Raw genomic sequence first — 20,737 nt, 5'->3', positions numbered from 1 at the left:
GATGCTCACCGGCCCCAGCTTGGGTGAGGAGCCTGTCGGCCTTTCCCGGCTCGTTGGCGTAGGCGGCCGCCGCGCCCCCGCTGCCCAGCCTGCGCCGAGACCTACCGCTTCGTCTCGCTGCTCTCCGACTCCGGCATGCCCATCGAGGCCATCTCACGGCTGGTCGGCCATCGCAACACCAGCGTGACGGAGACCGTCTACCGCAAGCAGCTCCGCCCCGTCCTTCTGGGGCGTCGAGGCAATGGACCGGATCTTCGACCCAGGTCAGTGATCTTTGAGCCAGGATTCCAGCACGTTCAGCTCGCGCAGTGGGAAGGCTTGTCCTCCCCACTGCCGGGCGTACTCCTCCTCGCCCATCTCGAAGAGCAGTCGCCTGATCGAGCGGACTACCGCTCGCACCAAAGGGCCTACCTCGCTCTGCAGCGCGAACACCTCTCGCCCTGCCTCGTCCGGTTCGGATCTCCTCCCGTCACGGAACCTGAGGATGCGCACTCGGACCGTATCGTCCTCATGCGTGAACATCCATCGGTACTCGGTGAGCTCGTCATCCCAAGAAAAGCGGATGTCGTCGCCCTGAGTGACCCGCACCAGGCTGTACAGGAGGTCCCGGAGAGCATCGGTCACATAGGACACGACCATCCGGGCCTCACGCCCTTCATGGGCGATGGTGACCACAGACCATCCATGCTCTGGCGCTCCATAGGAGAACTCGATCCGCGACATGGTGGTCATCGTCGCAGAACAGATAGTCACTCACTTTGTCACTCAGAAGATCAAAAAGGCCACTTCCGATGACTGGAAGTGGCCCTTGACCTGGGTGGAGATGAGGGGATTCGAACCCCTGACCCCTTCGATGCGAACGAAGTGCGCTACCGGACTGCGCTACATCCCCAAGACCTCGACCAGATTAGCAAACAACCGAGGGTCCTCGCGCCACAGTATTCAGTCACCCACCGCTCGCCGAGGCGGTTCGGCGTACTGGTCGAAGAGAACGTCCTCCTGCGCCCCGGTGAACTCGATGACCTCTGCCTCCCTGGCCGCGAGTTCCTCGGCGCGGCGGCGGGCGCGGATGCGGCGGGTGCGCTCGCGGGCCTGGAGGGCGCGCTGGCGGCGTTCGCGGTCGACCTTGACGGCGATGCGCAGGAACACGAGGTAGAGCAACATGACGGCGCCGGACGGCGCGACGCCCCACCAGGGGATCATCTGGACCGAGGCCGTGACCACCGAGGCCACCACCAGCAGGACGGTGAAGAACAGCAACCGCCGCCGGCGCGCTACGATGATCGCCCGCCGCCGGTAACGGAACTGGCGCGGGTCGACGCGTTCGGTCTCCACCGGCTCCTCGTCGGGCGCGGTGGTGAGGTCGGGGATCTGGTGTTCGCCGGTGTAGTGCTCTTCGAGCTCGGCCAGTTCGGCGAGGTTGGATTTGTCCCGGCGCAGCCACATGGGCACCAGCACGCAGAGCCACATGATGACGATGGCGAGGTAGAGGAGAGCACCGCTCACAGGCACCTCCGGGCAGCACGAGAACGCCTCGGTGCGTCGGGCGTTCTCATTGTGCTCACGTCACGCACCGTAAGACCGCGTGTCACTGATTGACGAGCATTCGATGCGGTGTGTCGCGAGATCGTCAAACCTCTTCCACGGACGACCGGGCGCGACGCCACTGTACGAGCAGGCCGCCGGGGACGTCCTCCGCGGTCAGCGCGTAGCAGATGTGGTCGCGCCAGGCTCCGTCGATGTGGAGTTGGCGACGCCGAATGCCTTCTTCCCGGAAGCCCAGTTTCTCAACCACTCTACGGCTGGCTTGGTTCTCGGGGCGGATGTTCGCCTCGATCCGGTGCAGGCCGGTGGTGAAGAAGCAGTGGTCGACGGCCATGGCGAGGGCGGTCGGCGTGATGCCGCGGCCGGCGAGCGCGCCGTCGATCCAGTAGCCGACCTGGGCGGATCGGGCCGAGCCCCAGACGATGGCGCCGATGGTGAGCTGCCCGGCGAAGCGGCCGCGGTAGGTGACCACCCAGGGCAGGGCGAGGCCTTGCCGGGCCTCGCGACGCAGGGTGGCGACCATGGTGATGTACGGGCCGAGCCCGGTGCGGAAGAGCGGTGTCTCGGGGTTGCTCGGCTCCCAGGGGCGCAGCCAGTCGGCGTTGCGCACCCGGGTGTCGCGCCAGACGCGTACGTCGCTCAGCCGGAGCGGCCTGAGGGACACCGGGCCCTCGGTCAGCGTCGCAGGCCAGCCGCGTAGTCGATCCACATCTGACATCATCCCCCGATTCGGCGCGATGCCGCCACGGGTCTGGTGGCGCATCTGAGGTCAGCGTGGGTGGTCGCCGCCGCGGATCTGGTCGACGGCGTGCTTGAGCACGGGGGCGAGCACGGCGACGCCGTCGCGTACGCCTCCGCTGGAGCCGGGCAGGTTGACGATGAGGGTGTGGCCTGCCTGGCCGGCGAGGCCGCGGGAGAGGATCGCGGTGGGCACCTGGTCGCGGTTGGCGGCGCGGATGGTCTCGGCGATGCCGGGGATCTCCCGGGTGATCACGCGGGCGGTCATCTCGGGGGTCAGGTCGGTGGGGGTGAGGCCGGTGCCGCCGGTCGTGACGATCACGTCGTACTCCTGGGCGACGCCGTCGCGCAGGGCGGCCTCGACGGGGTCGCCGTCGGGGACGACCACCGGGCCCTCGACGGTGCAGCCGGCCTCGGTGAGCAGGGAAACCAGGAGCGGTCCTGACTTATCGGCATAAATCCCGGCGGACGCCCGGTTCGACACCGTCACCACCAGCGCCCTGATCACGCCCGCCTCCACTCGCCGGTCTTGCCGCCCGTCTTCTCCTCGACCCGGATGTCGGTGATCACCGCTGCCGGATCGGCCGCCTTCACCATGTCGAACAGCGCCAGCGCCGCCGTCGACACCGCCGTGAGCGCCTCCATCTCCACGCCGGTGCGGTCGGCGGTCTTGACCCGGGCGGTGATCGTCACCCCCCAGTCGGCCACGTCGAGCGTCACCTTGACGCCGTGGATGGCGATGGGGTGGCACAGCGGGATGAGGTCGGGTGTCCGCTTGGCGCCCATGATGCCGGCGATGCGGGCCACGCCGAGCGCGTCGCCCTTGGGCACGTCGCCGGACCGCAGCAGCGCCACCACCTCGGGCGACAGCAGCACCCGGCCGGTGGCCGTCGCGGTGCGGGCGCTGACGTCCTTGGCGGACACGTCCACCATGCGCGCGGCGCCGGTCTCGTCGACGTGCGTCAGCTCGCTCACAGCCTGATCACCTCCACCTGCTCGCCGGCGGGCACCTCGGTCACGTCCTCCGGCACCACGATGAGCGCGTTGGCGGAGGCCAGGGCGGCGAGCTGGTGTGATCCCTGGCCGTGCACGGGGGCGACGGAGCCGTCGGAACCGAGCATGCCACGCAGGAACGACCTCTTGCCGGCAGGGGAGCGCAGCGACGCCGTGGTGCGGACGGTGACGGTGGCGGGCGGCCCCGCCGGGAGGCCGCGCATCTTGTCGAGCGCGGGCCGGACGAAGAGCGTGAACGACACGAACGACGAGACGGGGTTGCCGGGCAGCGCGAAGATCGGCACCTGGTCGTCGCCGACGGTGCCGAACCCCTGGGGCATGCCGGGCTGCATGGCGACCTTGTCGAACCGTACGGTGCCGAGCGGGCCGAGGGCTTCCTTGACCGGCTCGTACGCGCCCATGGACACCCCGCCGCTGGTCACGACGGCGTCGGCGCGGACGAGCTGGGCGTCGAGACGCTCCAGGAACGCGGCCGGGTCGTCGCCCACGGTGGGGGCGCGGAAGCCGTCGGCGCCGGCGGAGCGGGCGGCGGCGGTGAGCGTGAAGCTGTTGGAGTCCCAGATCTGGCCGGGGCCGAGCGGCAGCCCCGGCTCGATCAGCTCGGCGCCGGTCGCGAGCACGACGACGCGCGGCCTGGGCCGGGCCAGGACGCGGCGGCGGCCGACGCCGGCGATGATGCCGAGCTGGGCGGGGCCGATGACGGTGCCGGGCTTGAGCACGACCGCGCCGGCCTGCACGTCCTCGCCGGCCAGGCGGATGGCGTTGCCCTCCCGCACGGTCTCGTCGATGCGGACCTGGACGGTGCCGCCGTCGGTCAGCTCGACGGGCACGACGGTGTCGGCCCCCGAGGGCATCGGGCCACCGGTCATGATGCGGACGGCGTGGCCGGGGCCGACGGCGAGCAGTTCGCCGGCCCCGGCCGCCACGTCGTCGATCACGGGCAGCGTGACCGGCGCGTCCGCGATGTCGCTCGCTCGTACGGCATATCCGTCCATGGCGGAGTTGGCGAACGGCGGGAGCGGCACCGGGGAGGTGATCTCCTCCGCGAGCGTGGCGCCGAGGGCCTGCTCCAGCTCCAGTTCCAGCGGCGCGAGCGGGCGCACCGTGGCGAGGATGTCGGCCAGGTGCGCGTCAACCGATTTCATCGAGGAACTCCCGCAGCCAGGGCAGGAAGTCGGGGGCGAGGTCGGGCCGGTCGGCCGCGAACTTCACGACCGTGCGCAGGTAGTCGAGCTTGTCGCCGGTGTCGTAGCGGCGGCCGCGGAACAGCACGCCGTGCACCGGGCCGCCCTTGTCGGCGTCGCGGCCGGCGAGGGTGCGCAGCGCGTCGGTGAGCTGGATCTCGCCGCCGCGGCCCGGCGGGGTCTCCTCCAGCACGGCGAAGACCTCCGGGTCGAGCACGTAGCGCCCGATGATCGCCCAGTTGGAGGGCGCCTCCTCGACCGGAGGCTTCTCCACCAGGTCGACGACCTTGACGACGTCGTCCTCGCCGGTCGCCTCGATGGTCGCGACCCCGTACAGCGAGACCTGCTCCCTGGGGACCTCCATCAGCGCGATCACGCTGCCGCCGTACGCGCCGCGCACCTCGATCATGCGCTGCAGCAGCGGGTCGCGCCGGTCGATCAGGTCGTCGCCGAGCAGGCAGGCGAACGGGTGGTCGCCGACGTGCTGCTTGGCGCAGAGGACCGCGTGCCCGAGCCCCTTGGGCTCGCCCTGCCGCACGTAGTGCAGGGTCGCCAGTGAGGCCGGCTCGCGGACCTGGGACAACCGGTGCTCGTCGCCCTTCGCCTCGAGCACGTCCTCCAGCTCGTACGCGCGGTCGAAATGATCCTCTATGGACCGCTTGTTCTTGCCAGTGACCATCAGCACGTCGAGCAGGCCAGCGGAGGCGGCCTCCTCGACGACATACTGGATGGCGGGCTTGTCGACGATGGGCAACATCTCCTTGGGTGTCGCCTTGGTCGCCGGAAGGAACCGGGTGCCCAGACCCGCGGCGGGCACGACGGCTTTCGTCACAGGGTCGAAGTCAGCCATGCCTAGACCCTAGTGGAGGTACCTGTGGACAAGCCGCACCTGCGTCGCGAACTGCTCGCGGCGCGCGCCTCGCTCACCCCCGATCAGCTCCGCGCGAACGCCACCAAAGTCCGCGAAACCCTGCTCGACCAGCCCTGGGTCCAGATGGCCGGGCTGGTCGCCTGCTACTGGTCGATCGGCGCCGAGCCCGGGACGCACGGGCTGGTGTTCGCGCTGTGGAAGCACGGCGCGACCGTGATGCTGCCGGTCCTGCGCGAGGACGACGACCTCGACTGGGCGGTGTACGACGGGCCTGACACCCTGGCGCCGGGCCGGTTCGGCCTGATGGAGCCGGTCGACACGCGGCGCGGGGTCGACGCGATCCGCACGGCCGCGCTGGTGATCGCGCCCGCGCTGGCCGTGGACCGGCGCACCGGGGTGCGGCTGGGCCGCGGCGGCGGGTCGTTCGACCGGGCGCTGGCCCGGGTCGGGCCGAACGTGCCGACCGTCGCGCCGCTGCACGAGGGCGAGCTGAGGGACGACATCCCGGCGGAACCGCACGATCGGGCCGTCCGCTTTGCGATCACACCTTCGGGACTAATTAAACTTACCTAGACACAGGTGATCAAAGGGGGCCAGATGACGCTGGATGTCTGGCTCCTCGTCAGTGCCGTCATCGTCATCGCCGCCGTCATCTCGGTACGGGTCGCGCACCGCAGCGGGCTGCCCAGTCTGCTGCTGTTCCTCGGGTTCGGGCTGGTCCTGGGAGACGCCGGGTTCGGCATCCCGTTCGCCGATCCCGGCCTGGCCAAGGACATCGGCTTCCTGGCGCTGGCGGTGATCCTGGCCGAGGGCGGCCTGACCACGAACTGGAGTCAGGTCCGCCGATCGGTCCCGCTGGCGCTGATCCTGGCCACGGTCGGCGTCGCGGTCAGCATCCTGGCCGTGGCCATCCCCGTCCGTTACCTGCTGGGCGTCGACACCATCACCGCGCTGATCATCGGCGCGGTGCTGGCGCCGACGGACGCCGCCGCGGTGTTCTCCGTCCTGCGCCGGCTGCCCCTGCCGCCCCGGCTGGCGGGCATCCTGGAGGCGGAGTCCGGCTTCAACGACGCCCCGACGGTGCTCGCCGTGGTGCTGCTGAGCGGCACCGTCCACGCGTCGCCCGATCTTGGCTCGTTCCTCGTCGAGACCGGCAGCGAGCTGGCCATCGGCGCCGCCGTCGGGCTGGCGATCGGCCCGGCGGGCGCGTTCGCGCTGCGCCGCATCGCGCTGCCCGTCTCGGGCCTCTACCCGATCGCGGTGCTGGGCCTCACCCTCTTCTCGTACGCGGGAGGGGCGCTGCTGCACGGCTCCGGCTTCCTCGCGATCTACTTGACCGCGCTCGTCCTGGGCAACTCGAAGCTGCCGCACCGCGCCGCCACCCGGGGGTTCGCGGAGGGCATGGCGTGGCTGGCGCAGATCGGGCTGTTCGTGATGCTGGGCCTGCTGGCCAGCCCGATGGAGATGTCGTCGGCGATCGTGCCGGGGCTCATCGCCGGCACGGTCATGGTGGTGCTGGCACGGCCGCTGGCGGTGCTGGTCAGCGCGTCTCTCGGGCGGCTGATCGGGCAGGGCTGGGTGCCGTGGCGGGAGCAGGCCTTCCTGTCGTGGGCGGGGCTGCGCGGCGCGATCCCGATCGTGCTGGCCACGATCCCGTGGGCCGCCGGGGTCGAGGGCTCCAAGGACATCTTCAACGAGGTGTTCGTGATCGTCATCGTGTTCACCCTGCTCCAGGGGCCGACGCTGCCGTGGGCCGCCCGCCTGCTCAAGGTGACCACACCCGTCGAGGCGCACGAGCTGGAGGTGGAGGCGGCTCCGCTGGAGGAGCTGAACGCCGACCTGCTGCAGGTGTCGGTGCCACCCGGGTCACGGTTGCACGGGGTGGAGATCTTCGAGCTGCGGCTGCCGCGCGACGCCCAGGTGACGCTGGTCGTGCGCGACGGCAGGTCGTTCGTGCCCGGCGAGACCACTCAGATCAGGGCCGACGACCAGCTCCTGCTCGTCACCACCGCCGCCACCCGTGACCAGGTCGAACACCGGTTACGCGCCGTCAGCCGCCGCGGCAAGCTCGCCGGATGGTACGGGGACCGGGGATTGGAATAGGCGTTTGACCGCATCGGTTACCATTAGCAGTCGCAAGGCATGAGTGCCAAAGCCTGCTAGGAGGAACGCGTGCCGACCTACCAGTACGCCTGCAACGACTGCGCCGAGCAGCTCGAGGTCGTTCAGAAATTCAGTGACGACGCGTTGACCGTGTGCCCCGCGTGCGAGGGGCAGCTGCGCAAGGTGTTCTCGGCGGTCGGGATCGTCTTCAAGGGCTCGGGCTTCTACAAGACCGACAACCGCTCGTCGTCGAGCTCCTCCTCGTCCTCTTCCTCGAAGTCCGACAGCTCGTCCTCTTCGAAGTCCGAGTCGAAGTCGGACAGCAAGCCCGCCGAGTCGGCCCCCGCCCCCGCCGCCGCCTCCAACTAGCGCGGGCGGTCCACCAGGGCTCCGAGCAGATCCGGAGCGACCCGGTCGAGCAGCTCCTCCAGCTGCGGATGCGGCCCCCAGTCGGCGACCGACCTGCTCAGCGCCTCGCGTGAGCAACGCAGCAGCCGCAGCGCGGCTTCCTGGCCGCGCTCGGTGAGCCGCAGCATCTCGCCGTCCGCCGAACGCTCCAGGAACCCGTCGTCGACGAGCTGGTCGGCGTACGGTCTGCCCTGCTCCCTGCTGACCCGCGCCCGCTCCGCCAGGGCGGCGGCCGACACCCAGCCCTTGCCGCCCAGCCGGGCGATGATCCACACCCCTTCCGGCCTCATGCCCGCCAGCCCGGCCAGATCGCCCATCCGGGTGTAGTAGCCCGTGCGCAGCTCGGCGTCGGCGAGCCGGACCAGGCCGCGCTCCACCTCCTCCAGCGACGAACGCTCGGCCGACGTCGCGCCCAGGCATTCGCCCAGGTCGGCCGCCTTCGTCGTCTCCCTGAGCCGCTGCTGCGGGATGAACCACGACAGCAGGAACGCCACCAGCATGACCGGCGCCGCCACCCGGAACACCATGGCGATCGAGTCGGCGTACGCGTGGAGGAACTCGGCCGCGAGGCCGGGCGGCAGCCGCCGGACCACCGTGGGATCCTTCTGCACCTCGGCCGGGTCGAACCCCGGCGGCAGCGACGACCTGGCCAGCACCTCGCGCACATCCTGCGCGAGCCGCCCGGTGAAGACCGCCCCGAGCGCCGCGACCCCGAACGACCCGCCGATCGACCGGAAGAACGTCGCCCCCGACGTGGCCACCCCCAGGTCCTTGAACGAGACCGCGTTCTGCACCACGATCACCAGCACCTGCATGGTCATGCCGATGCCCACGCCGAGGATCAGCAGGTAGACCGCCAGGGCCGGCATGCCGCTCGACTCGGTCAGCGTCGACAGCAGGAACATCCCCACGGTCGCGATGCCCGTGCCCGCGATCGGCAGGAAGCGGTATTTACCGGTCTTCGAGATGACGAACCCGCTCACGATCGACAGCGTGAGCATGCCGGCCATCATCGGCAGCAGGTAGACCCCCGACAGCGTGGCGCTCACCCCGTGGACCACCTGCAGGTAGAGAGGCAGGTACGTGAGCGCGCCGAACATCCCGAACCCGACCACGAACCCCACCACCGACGACGCCGCGAACGCCTGGTTCCTGAACAGGGCGAGCGGCAGCACCGGCTCACGCGCCCGGCGCTCGGCCGCCACCCAGCCGGCCAGCATCACGACCGCCGCCACCGCCAGCCCGACGATCACCGGGTCGGCCCACGGGTAGACGGTGCCGCCCCAGGTGGCGATCAGCACCAGGCAGGACGTCGCGCCGCCCAGCAGGACCACGCCCGCGTAGTCGATGGTGTGGCGGGCGCGCTGGCGGTCGCCGGGCAGCGCGGCGGTGATCACGAGCAGCGCGACGGCGCCGAGCGGCAGGTTGACATAGAACACCCAGTGCCACGACAGATGGTCGACGAACAGGCCGCCGACCAGCGGCCCGACGACGCTCGACACGGCGAACACGGCGCCGAAGAACCCCTGGTACTTCCCCCGGTCGCGGGCCGAGACCACGTCGCCCACGATGGCCTGGGCCAGCACCATCAGCCCGCCGCCGCCGAGACCCTGGAGGCCGCGGAAGCCGATCAGCTCGCCCATGTTACGGCTGAGCCCGCACAGCGCCGAGCCGGTCAGGAAGATCACGATGGCGGCGATGAACAGCCGCTTGCGCCCGTACTGGTCGCCGAGCTTGCCCCACAGCGGCGTGGACACCGTCGAGGCGAGGATGTAGGCCGTCACCACCCACGACAGGTGATCGAGCCCGCCAAGGTCGCCGACGATCGTGGGCAGCGCCGTGGACACGATGGTCTGGTCGAGCGCGGCCAGCAGCATGCCGAGCATCAGCGCGATGATGATCAGCCCGAGGCCCCGTTGCCGCATGCGCCGATAATACGCCGCGTATCGCATCGGCCACGTTGGGTGGTCGCGCCTTGTCCACAGCCCTCACCCCGCCCGCCCGCGATATCCACAGAACGAGATTCGGCCTCTTCGACCCCATTCCCCCGCCCGCTACTCTCAGCGCCATGGTCATTCGCGCAGACATCGGCGTCATCGGCGGCTCCGGCTTCTACTCCCTGCTCGACGAGGCGGAGGAGGTGGAGGTCGCCACCCCCTACGGCCCGCCCAGCGACGTCGTCACGGTGGGCCGCATCGGCTCGCGTCCGGTGGCCTTCATCCCCCGCCACGGCCGGGACCACCGGTTCCCGCCCCACCGCATCCCCTACCGCGCCAACCTGTGGGCCCTGCGCTCCCTCGGCGTCCGCCAGGTCCTCGCCCCCAGCGCGGTCGGCTCGCTGAAGCCCGAGCTCGGCCCCGGCGCGATCGTGGTCCCCGACCAGCTCGTCGACCGCACCTCCGGCCGCGTCCAGACCTACTACGACGCCGGCGGCGCGGTCCACGTCTCCTTCGCCGACCCCTACTGCCCGTCGGGCCGCGAGGTCGCCGTCGCCGCCGCCCGCGCCGGCGAGTGGCAGACCGCCGACGGCGGCACGCTCGTGGTCATCGAGGGCCCGCGCTTCTCGACCAGGGCCGAGTCGCAGTGGTTCCAGCGCAACGGCTGGACCATCGTCGGCATGACCGGCTTCCCCGAGGCCGCGCTCGCCCGCGAGCTGGCCCTCTGCTACACCTCGCTGTCGCTGGTGACCGACCACGACGCCGGCGTGGAGGCCGGCGAGGGCGTCACCCACGAAGAGGTCCTGGCGTTCTTCGCCCGCAACGTCGCCCGCATGCGGACCCTCGTCTCCGACACGGTCCAGGCCCTGCCGGAGGAGCGCACGTGCTCCTGCGGCTCCGCCCTCGACGGCATCAAGCTTCCCTTCGAGCTGCCATGATCCGCGCCTGGCTGCGGCTGTGCGAGCGGCGCCGCCGCCTCATCGCCGCGGTCCTGGCCGCCCTCGGCGTCCTGTGCGGCCACCTCGCGCTGCGCCCGCCCGCGGGCCCGGCCGTGCTGGTCGCCGCCCGCGACCTGTCACCCGGCGTGCTCCGCCCCGGCGACCTGCGCGCCGTGCCCATGCCCGCCCCGCCCGACGGCGCCCTCCGCACGGGCGCCACCGGCCGCGTCCTGGCCGCCCCCATGCGCCGCGGCGAGCCGCTCACCGACGCCCGCCTCCTCGACCGGTTACGCCTGCCGCCCGGCATGGTCGCCACCCCCGTACGCATCTCCGACCCCGACGCCGTGCGCCTGATCTCCCCCGGCTCCCGCATCGGCGTCCTCGCCGCCGGCGACACCCAGACCGCCTCCCTGGTCGCCGACGACGTGACCGTGCTGACCATCCCGTCGGCCGACGACGACCACGGCGCCCTCGTCGTCCTGGCCACCACTCTCACCCAGGCGGAGTCCCTGGCAGGCGCCCAGGCGTCGGGCTACCTGTCCATCGCCATCAAACCGGCCTGATGGCCCTTGTGTGATCAAGGATGGCGTCGACGACGGTGTCCCACTGGGCGCGAGGGAAGACCTCGTGACCGGTTTGCTCCATCGCCACGAAGCGTGCGCCGGGGATCTCCTCGGCCAGGGCGCGTCCGTGCTCGATGGGGAACATGGGGTCCTCGGTGCCGTGCAGCACCAACGTCGGCGCGGTGATCTGCCCGAGCCGGCCCCGCCACGGCTCCCCGGCATCGATCATGAAGGGGTTGGTCAGCTGGGCGGCGACGTTCCTGGTGCGTCCGGCCACCCGGGTGGCCATGGCCCGCATGCCCGCCTCGTCGAACGGCCTGGAGGCGGCGGCGAACGGGCGCTCGGCCTCCACCAGGTAGTCGATGACACCGGCCCGGTCGGACCAGTCGGGCCCGGGGTCTTCCTCCGCGAACAGGGCCTGAAGGTCCGCCGACATCCGCGGCAGGTCCGGGTGCTCGTGCCCGGGCCCGCCGGGCGTGGCGGAGGCGAGGGTGAGCGAGGCGACCCGGCCGGGGTGATCGAGCGCCAGAAGCTGACCGACCGCCGCACCCTGCGACATGCCGACGACGTGGGCACTGGTCAGGCCGAGGGCCTCGATCAGGCAGGCGGCATCGGCGACCAGGTCCCGCAGCCCGTACGCCGGCGCTCCCGCCGGATAGTTCGTCGACAGGCCGGCGTCCCGGCTGTCGTAGCGGATGACGTATCGGCCCCCGGCCACCAGTCGCCGGACGAAGTCCTCCTCCCATGCCAGCAGTGAGTGACCCGCGCCATGGACCAGCAGGATCGCGGGATGCTCCGGCCGGCCGAAGGACTCCGTGCTCAGCTCGACCCCGTTGACCTCGATCATGCGCTGCTCGAACGACATCACGCCTCCGCTCTTTGGTTACATGTAACGAAGACGATAGAGGAAGTCTCGTTACATGTCACGAAAATTCCTTACACTGATCCCCATGACGAGACCGCGACCGCAAGAAGAGACCGCGCGCCAGGCCTGGGCGGCCTACCGCAGGCTGCACCTGCTCGTGGACGCGGAGATCGCGCGCGACCTGGAGCGGGACACCGGCCTGTCGATGGCCGACTACGAGGTGCTGGACGCGGTGGCGGCGCTGTCCGACGACGAGCACTGCATCCGGGTGAACGGCCTCACCGCCCGGATGAACTGGGCCCACAGCCGGCTGTCCCGCCAACTCGGCCGGATGGAACGGCGAGGGCTGATCGCCCGCCAAGCCTGCGAACTCGACGGCCGCGGCGACGACGTCGTGCTCACCGAGTCAGGCCGGCAGGTCTACGCCGAGGCCGCCCCGGCCCATCTCGCCTCGATCCACCGCCACTTCACCGCGTCGCTGTCCGCACAACAACTGGAAGCTCTGATCAGCATCGAGCAGACCATCAGCGCGTCGGCGACGAGCACGCGTGAAGAGCCCTAAAGCACCGAGTCGGCCTCGGGATCGTACTCCCAGTGCCACGGCTCGAACGGGCTGCGGTAGGCCCAGTCGGGGTGGATCCACCCGTACTTCTTGCCGTACTTCTCCAGCCAGTTGAACTCCGCCGACCGGAACCTCTCCACCCCGCCACACAGGTCCACGGCCAGCCCCAGCCCGTGGTTGCTCTTCCCCGGCACGGCCGCGAACCCCGGCCGCCGGTAGTAGACCGACTGCTGCTCCGCCAGGCTCCGGTAGGCGTCCGTCACGCACATCGGCCTGCCGAACTGCTTGCGGTAGGCCTCGTTCAGGCTGACGAACGCGATGGCCGCGTCCGCCCGCAGGCTGTGCCCCTTCTGCTGCAACGGGCAGAGCATGCTCGTCGGGATCAGCCCGTTGGGGTAGTCGTTGGCCGTGGCCGCCCGCAGCGGGTTGCACCCGAGCGCCGCCTTCTCCACCTTGTCGATCTTGATGCCGAGCTTCACCAGCTGCTGGGTCAGCGACTTGACGACCTTGTCGGACTTCTTCCTGAGCAGGTCGATCTCCGCCGCCATCTGCGCCTCGGCGAGCAGGTTGCCCGCCCGCAACTCCTGCGCGTCGCCGGCCAGCCGCTGCGTGTGCAGGGTGAGCGTGCTCGTCTCCTCCACCGCGTGCTGCCGCACCGTGACCATGTGGTTGACGTTCGCCAGCGCCCGCAGGGTATCGCTGTTGGAGTCGCCAGCCAGGAACGACGCCACTCCGTCGGCGCCGACGGGCTGCTGGTAGAGCAGCTCGGCCAGCTGCGACACCGGCCGCCGCACCTGCGCGAGCTGCCGCTCCGCCACCTCAAGGGCCTTCAGCTTCTCCTTGAGCTCCTTCTCGGCGGCGGCGAAGTCCGTGCGGCGCTTCTCCAGAGCCTTGGTGGCGTCCTCCAGCTCCTGGGCGGAACGCTGCGCTTCCTTGCGCAGCGCGGTGAGGTCCTTCGGGTTCTCGTTCGCCCTCTTGTTCGCCTTCTTGTTCGCTGCGGCCTCGCGTACGGACTGCTGACCGGCATGTGCGGCAGGTCCGGTGGCCTGGGCCGCCCCGGCCGCGGGCACGCCCGCCAGGGAGGTCATCGTCATGACAACCGCGATCAGACCTGCTGACCGAGGGGCTGGCACGTTCGACTCCTCCGCTTTGCAAACTCGTGACGCGGGTCCGGCACGCACGTTACTACAGCCCTCTGAGTGTCCGGACCGAACTCCGGAGAGCCGTTATGACATGAACGACGCTTTTGCCCCTTCAAGACGACCGCTGCCCTTGTCTGTCAGTACGCGGCGGGCGGGCTTGCGGTTCTATGGCGAGCGGGAATCGGGGCGGCTGGGCTCTGGACGCGCTGGACTTCTGGACGGCCGGGCTTCCGGCAGGCTTGGCATTCGGCGCCCTCGGCTTTCGGCACGCTTGGCCTTCGGCGCCCTGGGCCTCCTGCACTCCCGGCCTCCGGCACCCCCGACTGCCGGGAGGCTCGGCTTCGGGCACCTGAGCTTCCGGGAGGCTTGGTTTCGGGCACCTGAGCTTCCGGGAGGCTTGGTTTCGGGCACCTGAGCTTCTGACGTACCTCGGCTTCTGGCACAGCGGGACTTCTGGGGCAGGGAGGCTGCTGGGGCTCAGGACGCGGCTCCGAGCCCCAGCCACCCCCATACCGGGAGTCAGTCACGGCGCCGCGACCCGGCCGCCACCCTCCGCTCATGCTCCCGGCAGAACTCCCACAGCCACGTGTCCTCCCACTCCTCCGGACACGCCTCCGCAGTCGGCGACGGCTTGCCCCGTGACGTCTCCGTCACCACGTCCTCCGGCTCCCGAGTCCGCGACCGAACCTTGGGCGCCACCACAGCCCTCACCACCGGCGCCTCCTCAACGACCGGAGCAGGTGCCACCTGAGCAGGCACCGGCGCCGCGAACGCCCGTACCGGATGAGCCGGCGCAGGCGCGACCACCGGCCCGAACACGACCGGCCTCTCCCCTGCCACCACACCCCGCCGACCACCCACCCGCTCGTCCCGCCCCGTTTCCCCGGCCGCCAACCCAGCAGCGAAGATCGCCGGCGCCAGCAGCGCCGCAAACAGCACCACCGGCCGCCTGCGCGCCTGCCTCCGTCGCCTCGCATCCACAGGTGGGACGGTATCCGCGTCACCTGTCCCGAAAGGTGATCACTTGCCAGGGCTTTACCGCAGCTCACACCACCCATGACTTGGGCTCCGGCAAGTCACGGGGGCCGGGTGGCACACGGAGGGCCGGACTTTCGCTAGGCTTGGTCTGTCCGCCTCCGTAGCTCAGGGGATAGAGCACCGCTCTCCTAAAGCGGGTGCCGCAGGTTCGAATCCTGCCGGGGGCACTCATCTCGACCAGGCAATTTGGCCTCTGACCTGCGGTTTCTCACCCGCAGGTCTTTTGCTTCCCAGACCCTGTGTGGGCCGCCGAGGGCACCCGAATGCAGCTGTAGGACAGCGTTCTGGGGACATACGGGGGATGATCTTGAAGGCGTTACCCGAGGTCGGAGCTGCGGTTCGAGAGCTGGACTGTCGCCATAGCGCCACTTGGGGTGCCCGCTGACATCCGGACACGGACCTAAGTAGGGTTCTGGAAGTCCGGAAGGTAAGGGTCAGTGTCGAAGAAGCCCAGGCAGTACTCTCCCGAGTTGCGGTCCGAAGTCGTGTCATACGTGTTGGATGGAAATCACACGGTCGCGCAGGCCGCTCGCGCATACAACCTCGTTGCGGAAACGATCCGCAATTGGGTGAATGCCGAGAAGGAAAAGCGTAAGGGTAGCACGACAGAGGCGCGCGACTCGGTCGACCGAGCCCGCCTCGCAGAGCTGGAGCGCCGAAACAAGGAACTCGAAAAAGAGATCGCCTTCCTAAAAAAAGCGGCGGCCTACTTCGCGAAGGATCAAGGGTGAGCGAGAAGTTCGCCCTGATACGTGCGGAGAAGGCCAACTTCGACATCGCGGGCGACCTCGGTCACCGAACCACCGGCCAGCACCGCCAGCACAGCCCGATACCGCTGCTCCACCACGGACATATCCACCAGGGCCAATCCCGGCCTCCTGACGCACGACGCCGCAACGACGCACGCCAGACTGGCCGATTGTGGACGGTCAGGAATTTCTCCAGGTGGGCGGCCAGCCTGATCCAGGCTGGCGGCCATGAAATCTCCAGGTAAACGGACACGTAACGTCCAGGTGGACGGTCAGGTGAGAGGGACGACACCCTTTCCGGCGAGTGCTTCGGCCAGGCGATGGGATTCACCGCTGGTCTCGACCATGTGGGCGTGATGCATGAGCCGGTCGACGGTGGCGGTGGCCATGGTCTTGGGCATGATCGTGTCGAAGCCGGAGGGATGGATGTTGCTGGTGACAGCCAGGCTGCGGCGTTCGTAGGCGGCGTCCACCAGCCGGTAGAACGCCTCAGCGGTCTCGTGGCCGACCGGGAGCAAGCCGATGTCGTCGATCACGATGATGTCGGAGCGGCAGATCTTGGCGATGGTCCGGGCGATGCTGCCGTCGACGTGGGCCCGGCCGATGGTGACGGCCAAGGTTTCCAGGGTGAACCAGGACACGCGCAGGTCGGCGTCGATGGCCTGGTGACAGAGCGCTTCCATGAAGTGACTCTTGCCGGTGCCGGACGGGCCGGAGATCACACAGTTCTCGCGGCGGCTGACCCATTCCAGGGTGCGCAGGGCGTTCTGGGTGGCCTGCGGGATGGACGACAGTTCACTCTTCCAGGAGCCGAAGGTCTTGCCGTTGGGCATGCCGGCGCTCTTGCGGCGGCTGCGCCGGGTGGCGTTGTCCCGGCCGACGACCTCTTCGGCGAGCAGCACCCGCACCACTTCGGCGGGATCCCAGCGCTGAGCGCGGGCGGTGGCCAGCACGTCGGGTTGAGGAGCCCGGGCAATTCCGGACACAGTCCCAAATGCAAATATATGCGTGACTCTATCACGCCGCCTGTCTATCCTCAAACCATTCATCAAGGACTTCTAGCGGCGCGCGATAACCAAGCGCGGAGTGAAGTCGCCGAGCGTTGTAGAACCCCTCGATGTACTTGATAACGGCCCGGCGCGCCTCGGCCCGGGTGTCGAACTTCCGATGGTAGACCAGCTCGGTCTTGAGCTTCCCGAAAAATGATTCCGCCATCGCGTTGTCGAAGCAAATACCGGTTCTTCCGACCGAGCGACGGACACCGTGCGCCGCCAGCTGCTGACCGAACTCGAACGAAGTATACTGACTTCCTCGATCCGAATGAAACACAGCGCCTTCGGGAAACTCCAGCCGTCCAGCAGCCATATCGATCGCCGCGCCCACCAAGCTCGCCGGATACCGCGTGTCCATCGACCAGCCAATCACCGATTTCGAGAAACAGTCGATGACGGTCGCCAGAAAAAGCGCCCCTTCGCCAGTATCAATCTGCGTGATATCGCCCACCATCTTCTCGCCTGGTGCGCGCGCGGTGAAGTCCCGTCCGACCAGGTCAGGGATCGGCCCGGCCGCCGCGTCCGCCACCGTCAGGCTCCTGCGCTTCTTGACCTGCACCGGGACCAGCCCCATCGCGTTCATCAGCAGCCGCACCGTTTCGTCATCGCACTCGACACCCCGACGAGCTAACTCAGCGTGCACCCGTCGATATCCGTAAGTCCGCTCCGAGCGGATGAATTCATCGCGGATCCGCTTCTTGAGCATCTCGCGCCGCCGTGCCCGAGCCGACGGCGGCCGATCGCGCCATTCGTAATACCCGGACGTTGACACACCGAGCAGCCGGCACATCATCGCGATGTCGAAGTTGGCCTTCTCCGCACGTATCAGGGCGAACTTCTCGCTCACCCTTGATCCTTCGCGAAGTAGGCCGCCGCTTTTTTTAGGAAGGCGATCTCGTTTTCGAGTTCCTTGTTTCGGCGCTCCAGCTCTGCGAGGCGGGCTCGGTCGACCGAGTCGCGCGCCTCTGTCGTGCTACCCTTACGCTTTTCCTTCTCGGCATTCACCCAATTGCGGATCGTTTCCGCAACGAGGTTGTATGCGCGAGCGGCCTGCGCGACCGTGTGATTTCCATCCAACACGTATGACACGACTTCGGACCGCAACTCGGGAGAGTACTGCCTGGGCTTCTTCGACATTGACCCTTACCTTCCGGACTTCCAGAACCCTACTTAGGTCTGTGTCCGGATGTCAGCGGGCACCCCAGGTGCGGCTTTGCGGGCGTAGGGGAAGCGCATCCGGGTGAACAGGACTTCCAACTCGGCCGGGATGGGTGGCGCCTTGGGCAGCGAAACGCTCATGTGTAATCTCCAAGTGTTGATGAGTGGTCAGGCCGCCGAGTCGGCATGGTGGTTGATATCGGCGGCCTGATCGGTTCCTGGTCAGTCCCTGTTGCCGCGATCCTGAGGTGTTGCTCGGATGGCGGCCCAGGAGGCGGTGCCGGGCTGGGCGGAGTGGTTTTCATCGGCCCTGGATGTGGGGCCGATAGTCGAGCTGCGGGCCAGGTGGTCGCAGATGGACGCTAGATCGCTGTCGCCGAAGCGGCCGTGGATGGCGGCCAGGCCGAGCGCGGCGTCGACAGGCTTGATGCCGACCAGCGAGGCGAGCACGATCGCGCGGGCCATCTTGGCGCGGATGCGGGCCACGCCGGTGGCCGCGGCTTCGATCAGCCAGGCCTCGGCGCCCGGGCCGATGGCCAGGAAGCGCTCTTCGGCCTTGGTCTGCGGGCGCGGTCTGGGCTGACGCGGCCCGTTGCCGCCGGGATGGTCGGGATAGTGCGCCTCGACGATGCGGGGCCGGCCCGGGGTCGACAGCTGGTGCCGCCAGAGTTCGGCCAGACCTGCGCCGCCGATCTGCTGGCCCGGCCCGTCGGTTGCTCGCCGGCCGACGATGACCAGTTCGTCGCCGTGGACTCGGCACCAGACCTTGCGGCCCTCGTGGCCGGGCGGCACCGAGTAGCGGACATCGCCCCAGCGGATGGTGCGGTCCTCGCCGACCAGGCGTTCCTCGCCGAGCGCGAGTGCGTAGGGTTCGGCGGGCAGCGGGTGCAGGTGAGCGCGTTCTTCTTCGAGCATGTGGATGGGCGGGCGGTGGGTGGCCCGGTGCGAGCGGTGGTTGATCTGCTCGGTCCAGCCGGCGCAGGCGTCCTCCAACTCGGCGAAGCTGCCGTAGCTGGAGCGCAGGTTCGTGGTGGTGGGCACCAGATCGGCTTTGGCGATCTTCACCGTGTTCTCCACGCCGCCCTTGGACTCGGGGTCGAACGGCTCGCAGGTGTGCACCACGCATCCGTAGTGGCGGCCGAGCTCGACCATCTGCGGGTGCCGGACCGGGATCTTGGCGATGTGCTCGACGGTGACCGTGCGGGGGTTGTCGGTCAGCAGATAGGTGGGCGCTCCGCCGATGGTCCGCAGCGCCGCGTCCAGGCAGGCGGTCAGCGAACCGAGCGTCTGGTCCCAGGCCGGCAGCACCACCCGAAACTTCGACCAGGCCAGCCAGGCGCAGAACAGCTGGGTACGGCGTCCGGCGATGCGTGGCCCTTCGCCCCAGTCCCACTGCAGCCACATGCCCGGCTCGGGAACCCATGGCCGGTAGACGCGCCGTCGGCCGGTCCGCCACGATTCCTTGATCGCTGCCACGGCTCGCCGGGTGGTCCGCTCCGAGCCGCGAAAGCCCATCGCCACCAGGTCTTTGTGCACCACGTCGGCGCGGACCTTGCCGCCCGAGCGCTCTATCTTCTCCTCGATCTTGGCCAGGAACGCGTCGATCGACCGGGCCCGCGAGGTTCGCTCCGGCGGGACGCCGCCCGTATCGCGCATCGTGACGTAGCGCTGCACCGTCTTGGGGTCACACCCGACCAGTTGCGCCGCTGACCAGGCACATCCAGTCAGATCGTAGGCGCTGAAGATCTCCATCAACTCCGCGTCGGACTTGGTCACAAGGTTCCTCCCGGTCGAAACGGCTGGTTACCTCGTCCGCCACTCCAACCGGGTGAGGCGTCGCTGTGCGCCCGGGACACACGAGCAAGATCAAGAGATTACGTGGCCATCGACCAGGATTTCCGATGTCCGCCTACCGGGACCCTTCTGGCCATCTACCTGGAGTCACCTGTCCGCCGACCTGGAGTTTTAGATGGCCGCATACACCGATGACAGCACCTGTCGCCCATGTCCTGGGACTCATCCGTCAAGCATGTCCCGGGACAGCACAGCCATACAGGAAGATCACCGGATGAGACTTATCTCCACGTCTTCAAGGGCCGCGCCGCCTGTGGCGCCCCGGCCGCGCGTGGGCGGCAAGCTGGCCCGGCTGCGGCTCTCCGGCCGGTCCGGGCCAGCACCGCCCACGCGCACATAGGTCTCTGGCGACACAGACCCGCAGACATGTAGCGATCAGGAATCGCCACAGTTCAGGCAGAACCGTTTCGGCTTCTCGTTGCATCTCTCTTGCTTCAACCCGGCCCAACTCAAGAACGTTACGCCGAGGTTGGGCAAGGAGTTGGCGAAGTCGGGTAGGTGACGGCCAACTCCCCGTGGATGGCCATGGCCTCCTGTTTGACCAGCAGAGCCTTGGCCTCGGCCGACCAATCCCGTTACGCAATCGTCAGTCCCGCCGTGACGATCGCTCACTTCGGTACTCGGCGTACAGGTCGGGGCGATCGGCTGCCGCGGACCGGCTTCGCCGGCCCTTGCCACTGAGCATGACGGCTGAGGTCAGTGCCTGCTATCGCATGCACTTACCAAGGGTCTTGGACGATCATGGACGCTGGTGGATACGCCCGGGCTTGAGGGGGCCTTGAGCAGGCAATGTCGCCTCACAGCTCTGGACGATCGTGTTCTCACTCGTAATAACGCGCTCGGCCCTCCTCGCTGCGGCTTTTCAACCACTCGTTCGTCGCACGCATCGTGGGGACCGCGAGCGTACACCTCGGTGGTCGACTGCCAGAGGTGTGGGATGACGAGCGGCCAGCGGAGGAATTACGTGCTTCTCCAGCTTGAGGAAACGCGGAAGAGGTCCCGGTACACACCATGCC

The 20,737-nt window shown here is 69.0% G+C and carries 23 protein-coding genes and 2 tRNA genes; 9 read left to right on the top strand and 16 right to left on the bottom strand.

Annotated elements, in window-relative coordinates; genetic code table 11:
• Window positions 1–264 precede the first annotated feature (264 nt).
• The 8 genes from FR742_RS00290 to galU form a co-directional block, all read right to left on the bottom strand.
• Complete coding sequence (locus FR742_RS00290) at window positions 265–732, bottom strand: hypothetical protein (protein ID WP_148029033.1); 468 nt, start codon at window positions 730–732, stop codon at window positions 265–267.
• An 86-nt stretch (window positions 733–818) separates the two neighbouring features.
• Window positions 819–892, bottom strand: a tRNA-Ala gene (locus tag FR742_RS00285).
• 50 nt (window positions 893–942) lie between these two features.
• The gene (locus FR742_RS00280; RefSeq protein WP_148029032.1) at window positions 943–1,506 is read right to left on the bottom strand and encodes a hypothetical protein; all 564 of its coding nucleotides are present in this window, start codon (window positions 1,504–1,506) and stop codon (window positions 943–945) included.
• 124 nt (window positions 1,507–1,630) lie between these two features.
• Window positions 1,631–2,263 carry a GNAT family N-acetyltransferase gene (locus FR742_RS00275; protein WP_187281380.1) on the bottom strand — a complete coding sequence of 211 codons (633 nt, stop codon included), beginning with the start codon at window positions 2,261–2,263 and terminating at the stop codon, window positions 1,631–1,633.
• A 51-nt stretch (window positions 2,264–2,314) separates the two neighbouring features.
• Window positions 2,315–2,791, bottom strand: a complete 477-nt coding sequence (locus tag FR742_RS00270) for a molybdenum cofactor biosynthesis protein B (RefSeq protein WP_219551122.1) — start codon at window positions 2,789–2,791, stop codon at window positions 2,315–2,317.
• Window positions 2,788–3,258: a cyclic pyranopterin monophosphate synthase MoaC gene (gene moaC, locus FR742_RS00265; protein ID WP_148029030.1), complete on the bottom strand. Its 471-nt coding sequence runs from the start codon at window positions 3,256–3,258 to the stop codon at window positions 2,788–2,790. Before moaC ends, FR742_RS00270 begins: the two co-directional genes overlap by 4 nt.
• Window positions 3,255–4,442: a gephyrin-like molybdotransferase Glp gene (gene glp, locus FR742_RS00260; RefSeq protein WP_148029029.1), complete on the bottom strand. Its 1,188-nt coding sequence runs from the start codon at window positions 4,440–4,442 to the stop codon at window positions 3,255–3,257. Before glp ends, moaC begins: the two co-directional genes overlap by 4 nt.
• Window positions 4,429–5,331, bottom strand: a complete 903-nt coding sequence (gene galU, locus FR742_RS00255) for a UTP--glucose-1-phosphate uridylyltransferase GalU (protein WP_148029028.1) — start codon at window positions 5,329–5,331, stop codon at window positions 4,429–4,431. Before galU ends, glp begins: the two co-directional genes overlap by 14 nt.
• 24 nt (window positions 5,332–5,355) lie before the next feature.
• Here galU and FR742_RS00250 point away from each other — a divergent pair, with 24 nt between their 5' ends.
• From FR742_RS00250 to FR742_RS00240, 3 genes are all read left to right on the top strand, one after another.
• Window positions 5,356–5,925 carry a 5-formyltetrahydrofolate cyclo-ligase gene (locus FR742_RS00250; protein ID WP_148029027.1) on the top strand — a complete coding sequence of 190 codons (570 nt, stop codon included), beginning with the start codon at window positions 5,356–5,358 and terminating at the stop codon, window positions 5,923–5,925.
• A 24-nt stretch (window positions 5,926–5,949) separates the two neighbouring features.
• A complete protein-coding gene (locus FR742_RS00245) occupies window positions 5,950–7,455 on the top strand; it encodes a potassium/proton antiporter (protein ID WP_148029026.1) in 1,506 nt (501 codons plus the stop codon).
• Window positions 7,456–7,524: 69 nt separating this feature from the next.
• The gene (locus FR742_RS00240; protein ID WP_148029025.1) at window positions 7,525–7,824 is read left to right on the top strand and encodes an FmdB family zinc ribbon protein; all 300 of its coding nucleotides are present in this window, start codon (window positions 7,525–7,527) and stop codon (window positions 7,822–7,824) included.
• Here FR742_RS00240 and FR742_RS00235 read toward each other — a convergent pair.
• Complete coding sequence (locus FR742_RS00235) at window positions 7,821–9,788, bottom strand: MDR family MFS transporter (protein WP_148029024.1); 1,968 nt, start codon at window positions 9,786–9,788, stop codon at window positions 7,821–7,823. The two genes, FR742_RS00240 and FR742_RS00235, sit on opposite strands and share 4 nt — an antisense overlap.
• 143 nt (window positions 9,789–9,931) lie before the next feature.
• Between FR742_RS00235 and FR742_RS00230 the strand changes: the two genes are divergently transcribed.
• Window positions 9,932–10,738 (top strand): S-methyl-5'-thioadenosine phosphorylase, encoded by an 807-nt coding sequence (locus tag FR742_RS00230; protein WP_148029023.1) that lies wholly within the window; start codon window positions 9,932–9,934, stop codon window positions 10,736–10,738.
• On the top strand, window positions 10,735–11,301 hold the full coding sequence (locus FR742_RS00225; RefSeq protein ID WP_148029022.1) for an SAF domain-containing protein: 567 nt from the start codon (window positions 10,735–10,737) through the stop codon (window positions 11,299–11,301). Before FR742_RS00230 ends, FR742_RS00225 begins: the two co-directional genes overlap by 4 nt.
• On the opposite strand, the gene FR742_RS00220 is transcribed toward FR742_RS00225, so the two are convergent.
• Window positions 11,288–12,166: an alpha/beta fold hydrolase gene (locus tag FR742_RS00220; RefSeq protein WP_148029021.1), complete on the bottom strand. Its 879-nt coding sequence runs from the start codon at window positions 12,164–12,166 to the stop codon at window positions 11,288–11,290. The two genes, FR742_RS00225 and FR742_RS00220, sit on opposite strands and share 14 nt — an antisense overlap.
• 85 nt (window positions 12,167–12,251) lie before the next feature.
• Between FR742_RS00220 and FR742_RS00215 the strand changes: the two genes are divergently transcribed.
• The gene (locus FR742_RS00215) at window positions 12,252–12,728 is read left to right on the top strand and encodes a MarR family winged helix-turn-helix transcriptional regulator (RefSeq protein WP_187280921.1); all 477 of its coding nucleotides are present in this window, start codon (window positions 12,252–12,254) and stop codon (window positions 12,726–12,728) included.
• Here the strand turns inward: FR742_RS00215 and FR742_RS00210 are convergent.
• Complete coding sequence (locus tag FR742_RS00210) at window positions 12,725–13,822, bottom strand: D-alanyl-D-alanine carboxypeptidase family protein (RefSeq protein ID WP_261808285.1); 1,098 nt, start codon at window positions 13,820–13,822, stop codon at window positions 12,725–12,727. The two genes, FR742_RS00215 and FR742_RS00210, sit on opposite strands and share 4 nt — an antisense overlap.
• Window positions 13,823–14,389: 567 nt before the next feature.
• Window positions 14,390–14,584 (bottom strand): hypothetical protein, encoded by a 195-nt coding sequence (locus tag FR742_RS44215; protein WP_187280920.1) that lies wholly within the window; start codon window positions 14,582–14,584, stop codon window positions 14,390–14,392.
• Between the two features lie 418 nt (window positions 14,585–15,002).
• Between FR742_RS44215 and FR742_RS00200 the strand changes: the two genes are divergently transcribed.
• The 3 genes from FR742_RS00200 to FR742_RS44210 all read left to right on the top strand — a co-directional run bounded on the left by FR742_RS00200 (window position 15,003) and on the right by FR742_RS44210 (window position 15,902).
• Window positions 15,003–15,075, top strand: a tRNA-Arg gene (locus FR742_RS00200).
• 270 nt (window positions 15,076–15,345) lie between these two features.
• Window positions 15,346–15,639 carry a transposase gene (locus FR742_RS00195; protein ID WP_148029018.1) on the top strand — a complete coding sequence of 98 codons (294 nt, stop codon included), beginning with the start codon at window positions 15,346–15,348 and terminating at the stop codon, window positions 15,637–15,639.
• The gene (locus FR742_RS44210) at window positions 15,636–15,902 is read left to right on the top strand and encodes a hypothetical protein (RefSeq protein ID WP_187280919.1); all 267 of its coding nucleotides are present in this window, start codon (window positions 15,636–15,638) and stop codon (window positions 15,900–15,902) included. Before FR742_RS00195 ends, FR742_RS44210 begins: the two co-directional genes overlap by 4 nt.
• Before the next feature lie 27 nt (window positions 15,903–15,929).
• Here FR742_RS44210 and istB read toward each other — a convergent pair whose 3' ends face one another.
• From istB to istA, 4 genes are all read right to left on the bottom strand, one after another.
• A complete protein-coding gene (istB, locus tag FR742_RS00185) occupies window positions 15,930–16,643 on the bottom strand; it encodes an IS21-like element helper ATPase IstB (protein ID WP_315970584.1) in 714 nt (237 codons plus the stop codon).
• Window positions 16,644–16,674: 31 nt separating this feature from the next.
• The gene (locus tag FR742_RS00180; RefSeq protein ID WP_396989183.1) at window positions 16,675–17,556 is read right to left on the bottom strand and encodes an IS3 family transposase; all 882 of its coding nucleotides are present in this window, start codon (window positions 17,554–17,556) and stop codon (window positions 16,675–16,677) included.
• Window positions 17,553–17,846: a transposase gene (locus FR742_RS46480; protein ID WP_396989181.1), complete on the bottom strand. Its 294-nt coding sequence runs from the start codon at window positions 17,844–17,846 to the stop codon at window positions 17,553–17,555. The genes FR742_RS00180 and FR742_RS46480 overlap by 4 nt, the downstream gene beginning before the upstream one ends.
• Before the next feature lie 243 nt (window positions 17,847–18,089).
• Window positions 18,090–19,619 carry an IS21 family transposase gene (gene istA / locus FR742_RS00175; RefSeq protein ID WP_148034245.1) on the bottom strand — a complete coding sequence of 510 codons (1,530 nt, stop codon included), beginning with the start codon at window positions 19,617–19,619 and terminating at the stop codon, window positions 18,090–18,092.
• Between the last annotated feature and the right edge of the window lie 1,118 nt (window positions 19,620–20,737).

It is taken from the genome of Nonomuraea sp. C10 (genome assembly GCF_008017515.1).
Classification (GTDB): domain Bacteria; phylum Actinomycetota; class Actinomycetes; order Streptosporangiales; family Streptosporangiaceae; genus Nonomuraea; species Nonomuraea ferruginea.
Note: the sequence above shows the minus strand (reverse complement) of the source record. Positions and strands in the feature narration are given on the sequence as shown.

What these genes read in the sequence shown, in the direction of transcription:
- FR742_RS00290 (WP_148029033.1), bottom strand. Translation starts at nt 732, where the DNA reads ATGACCACCATGTCGCGGATCGAGTTCTCCTATGGAGCGCCAGAGCAT.
- FR742_RS00275 (WP_187281380.1), bottom strand. Translation starts at nt 2,263, where the DNA reads ATGTCAGATGTGGATCGACTACGCGGCTGGCCTGCGACGCTGACCGAG.
- glp (WP_148029029.1), bottom strand. Translation starts at nt 4,442, where the DNA reads ATGAAATCGGTTGACGCGCACCTGGCCGACATCCTCGCCACGGTGCGC.
- galU (WP_148029028.1), bottom strand. Translation starts at nt 5,331, where the DNA reads ATGGCTGACTTCGACCCTGTGACGAAAGCCGTCGTGCCCGCCGCGGGT.
- FR742_RS00245 (WP_148029026.1), top strand. Translation starts at nt 5,950, where the DNA reads ATGACGCTGGATGTCTGGCTCCTCGTCAGTGCCGTCATCGTCATCGCC.
- FR742_RS00235 (WP_148029024.1), bottom strand. Translation starts at nt 9,788, where the DNA reads ATGCGGCAACGGGGCCTCGGGCTGATCATCATCGCGCTGATGCTCGGC.
- FR742_RS00230 (WP_148029023.1), top strand. Translation starts at nt 9,932, where the DNA reads ATGGTCATTCGCGCAGACATCGGCGTCATCGGCGGCTCCGGCTTCTAC.
- FR742_RS00225 (WP_148029022.1), top strand. Translation starts at nt 10,735, where the DNA reads ATGATCCGCGCCTGGCTGCGGCTGTGCGAGCGGCGCCGCCGCCTCATC.
- FR742_RS00220 (WP_148029021.1), bottom strand. Translation starts at nt 12,166, where the DNA reads ATGTCGTTCGAGCAGCGCATGATCGAGGTCAACGGGGTCGAGCTGAGC.
- FR742_RS00215 (WP_187280921.1), top strand. Translation starts at nt 12,252, where the DNA reads ATGACGAGACCGCGACCGCAAGAAGAGACCGCGCGCCAGGCCTGGGCG.
- FR742_RS00210 (WP_261808285.1), bottom strand. Translation starts at nt 13,822, where the DNA reads ATGACGATGACCTCCCTGGCGGGCGTGCCCGCGGCCGGGGCGGCCCAG.
- FR742_RS46480 (WP_396989181.1), bottom strand. Translation starts at nt 17,846, where the DNA reads ATGTCGAAGAAGCCCAGGCAGTACTCTCCCGAGTTGCGGTCCGAAGTC.
- istA (WP_148034245.1), bottom strand. Translation starts at nt 19,619, where the DNA reads ATGGAGATCTTCAGCGCCTACGATCTGACTGGATGTGCCTGGTCAGCG.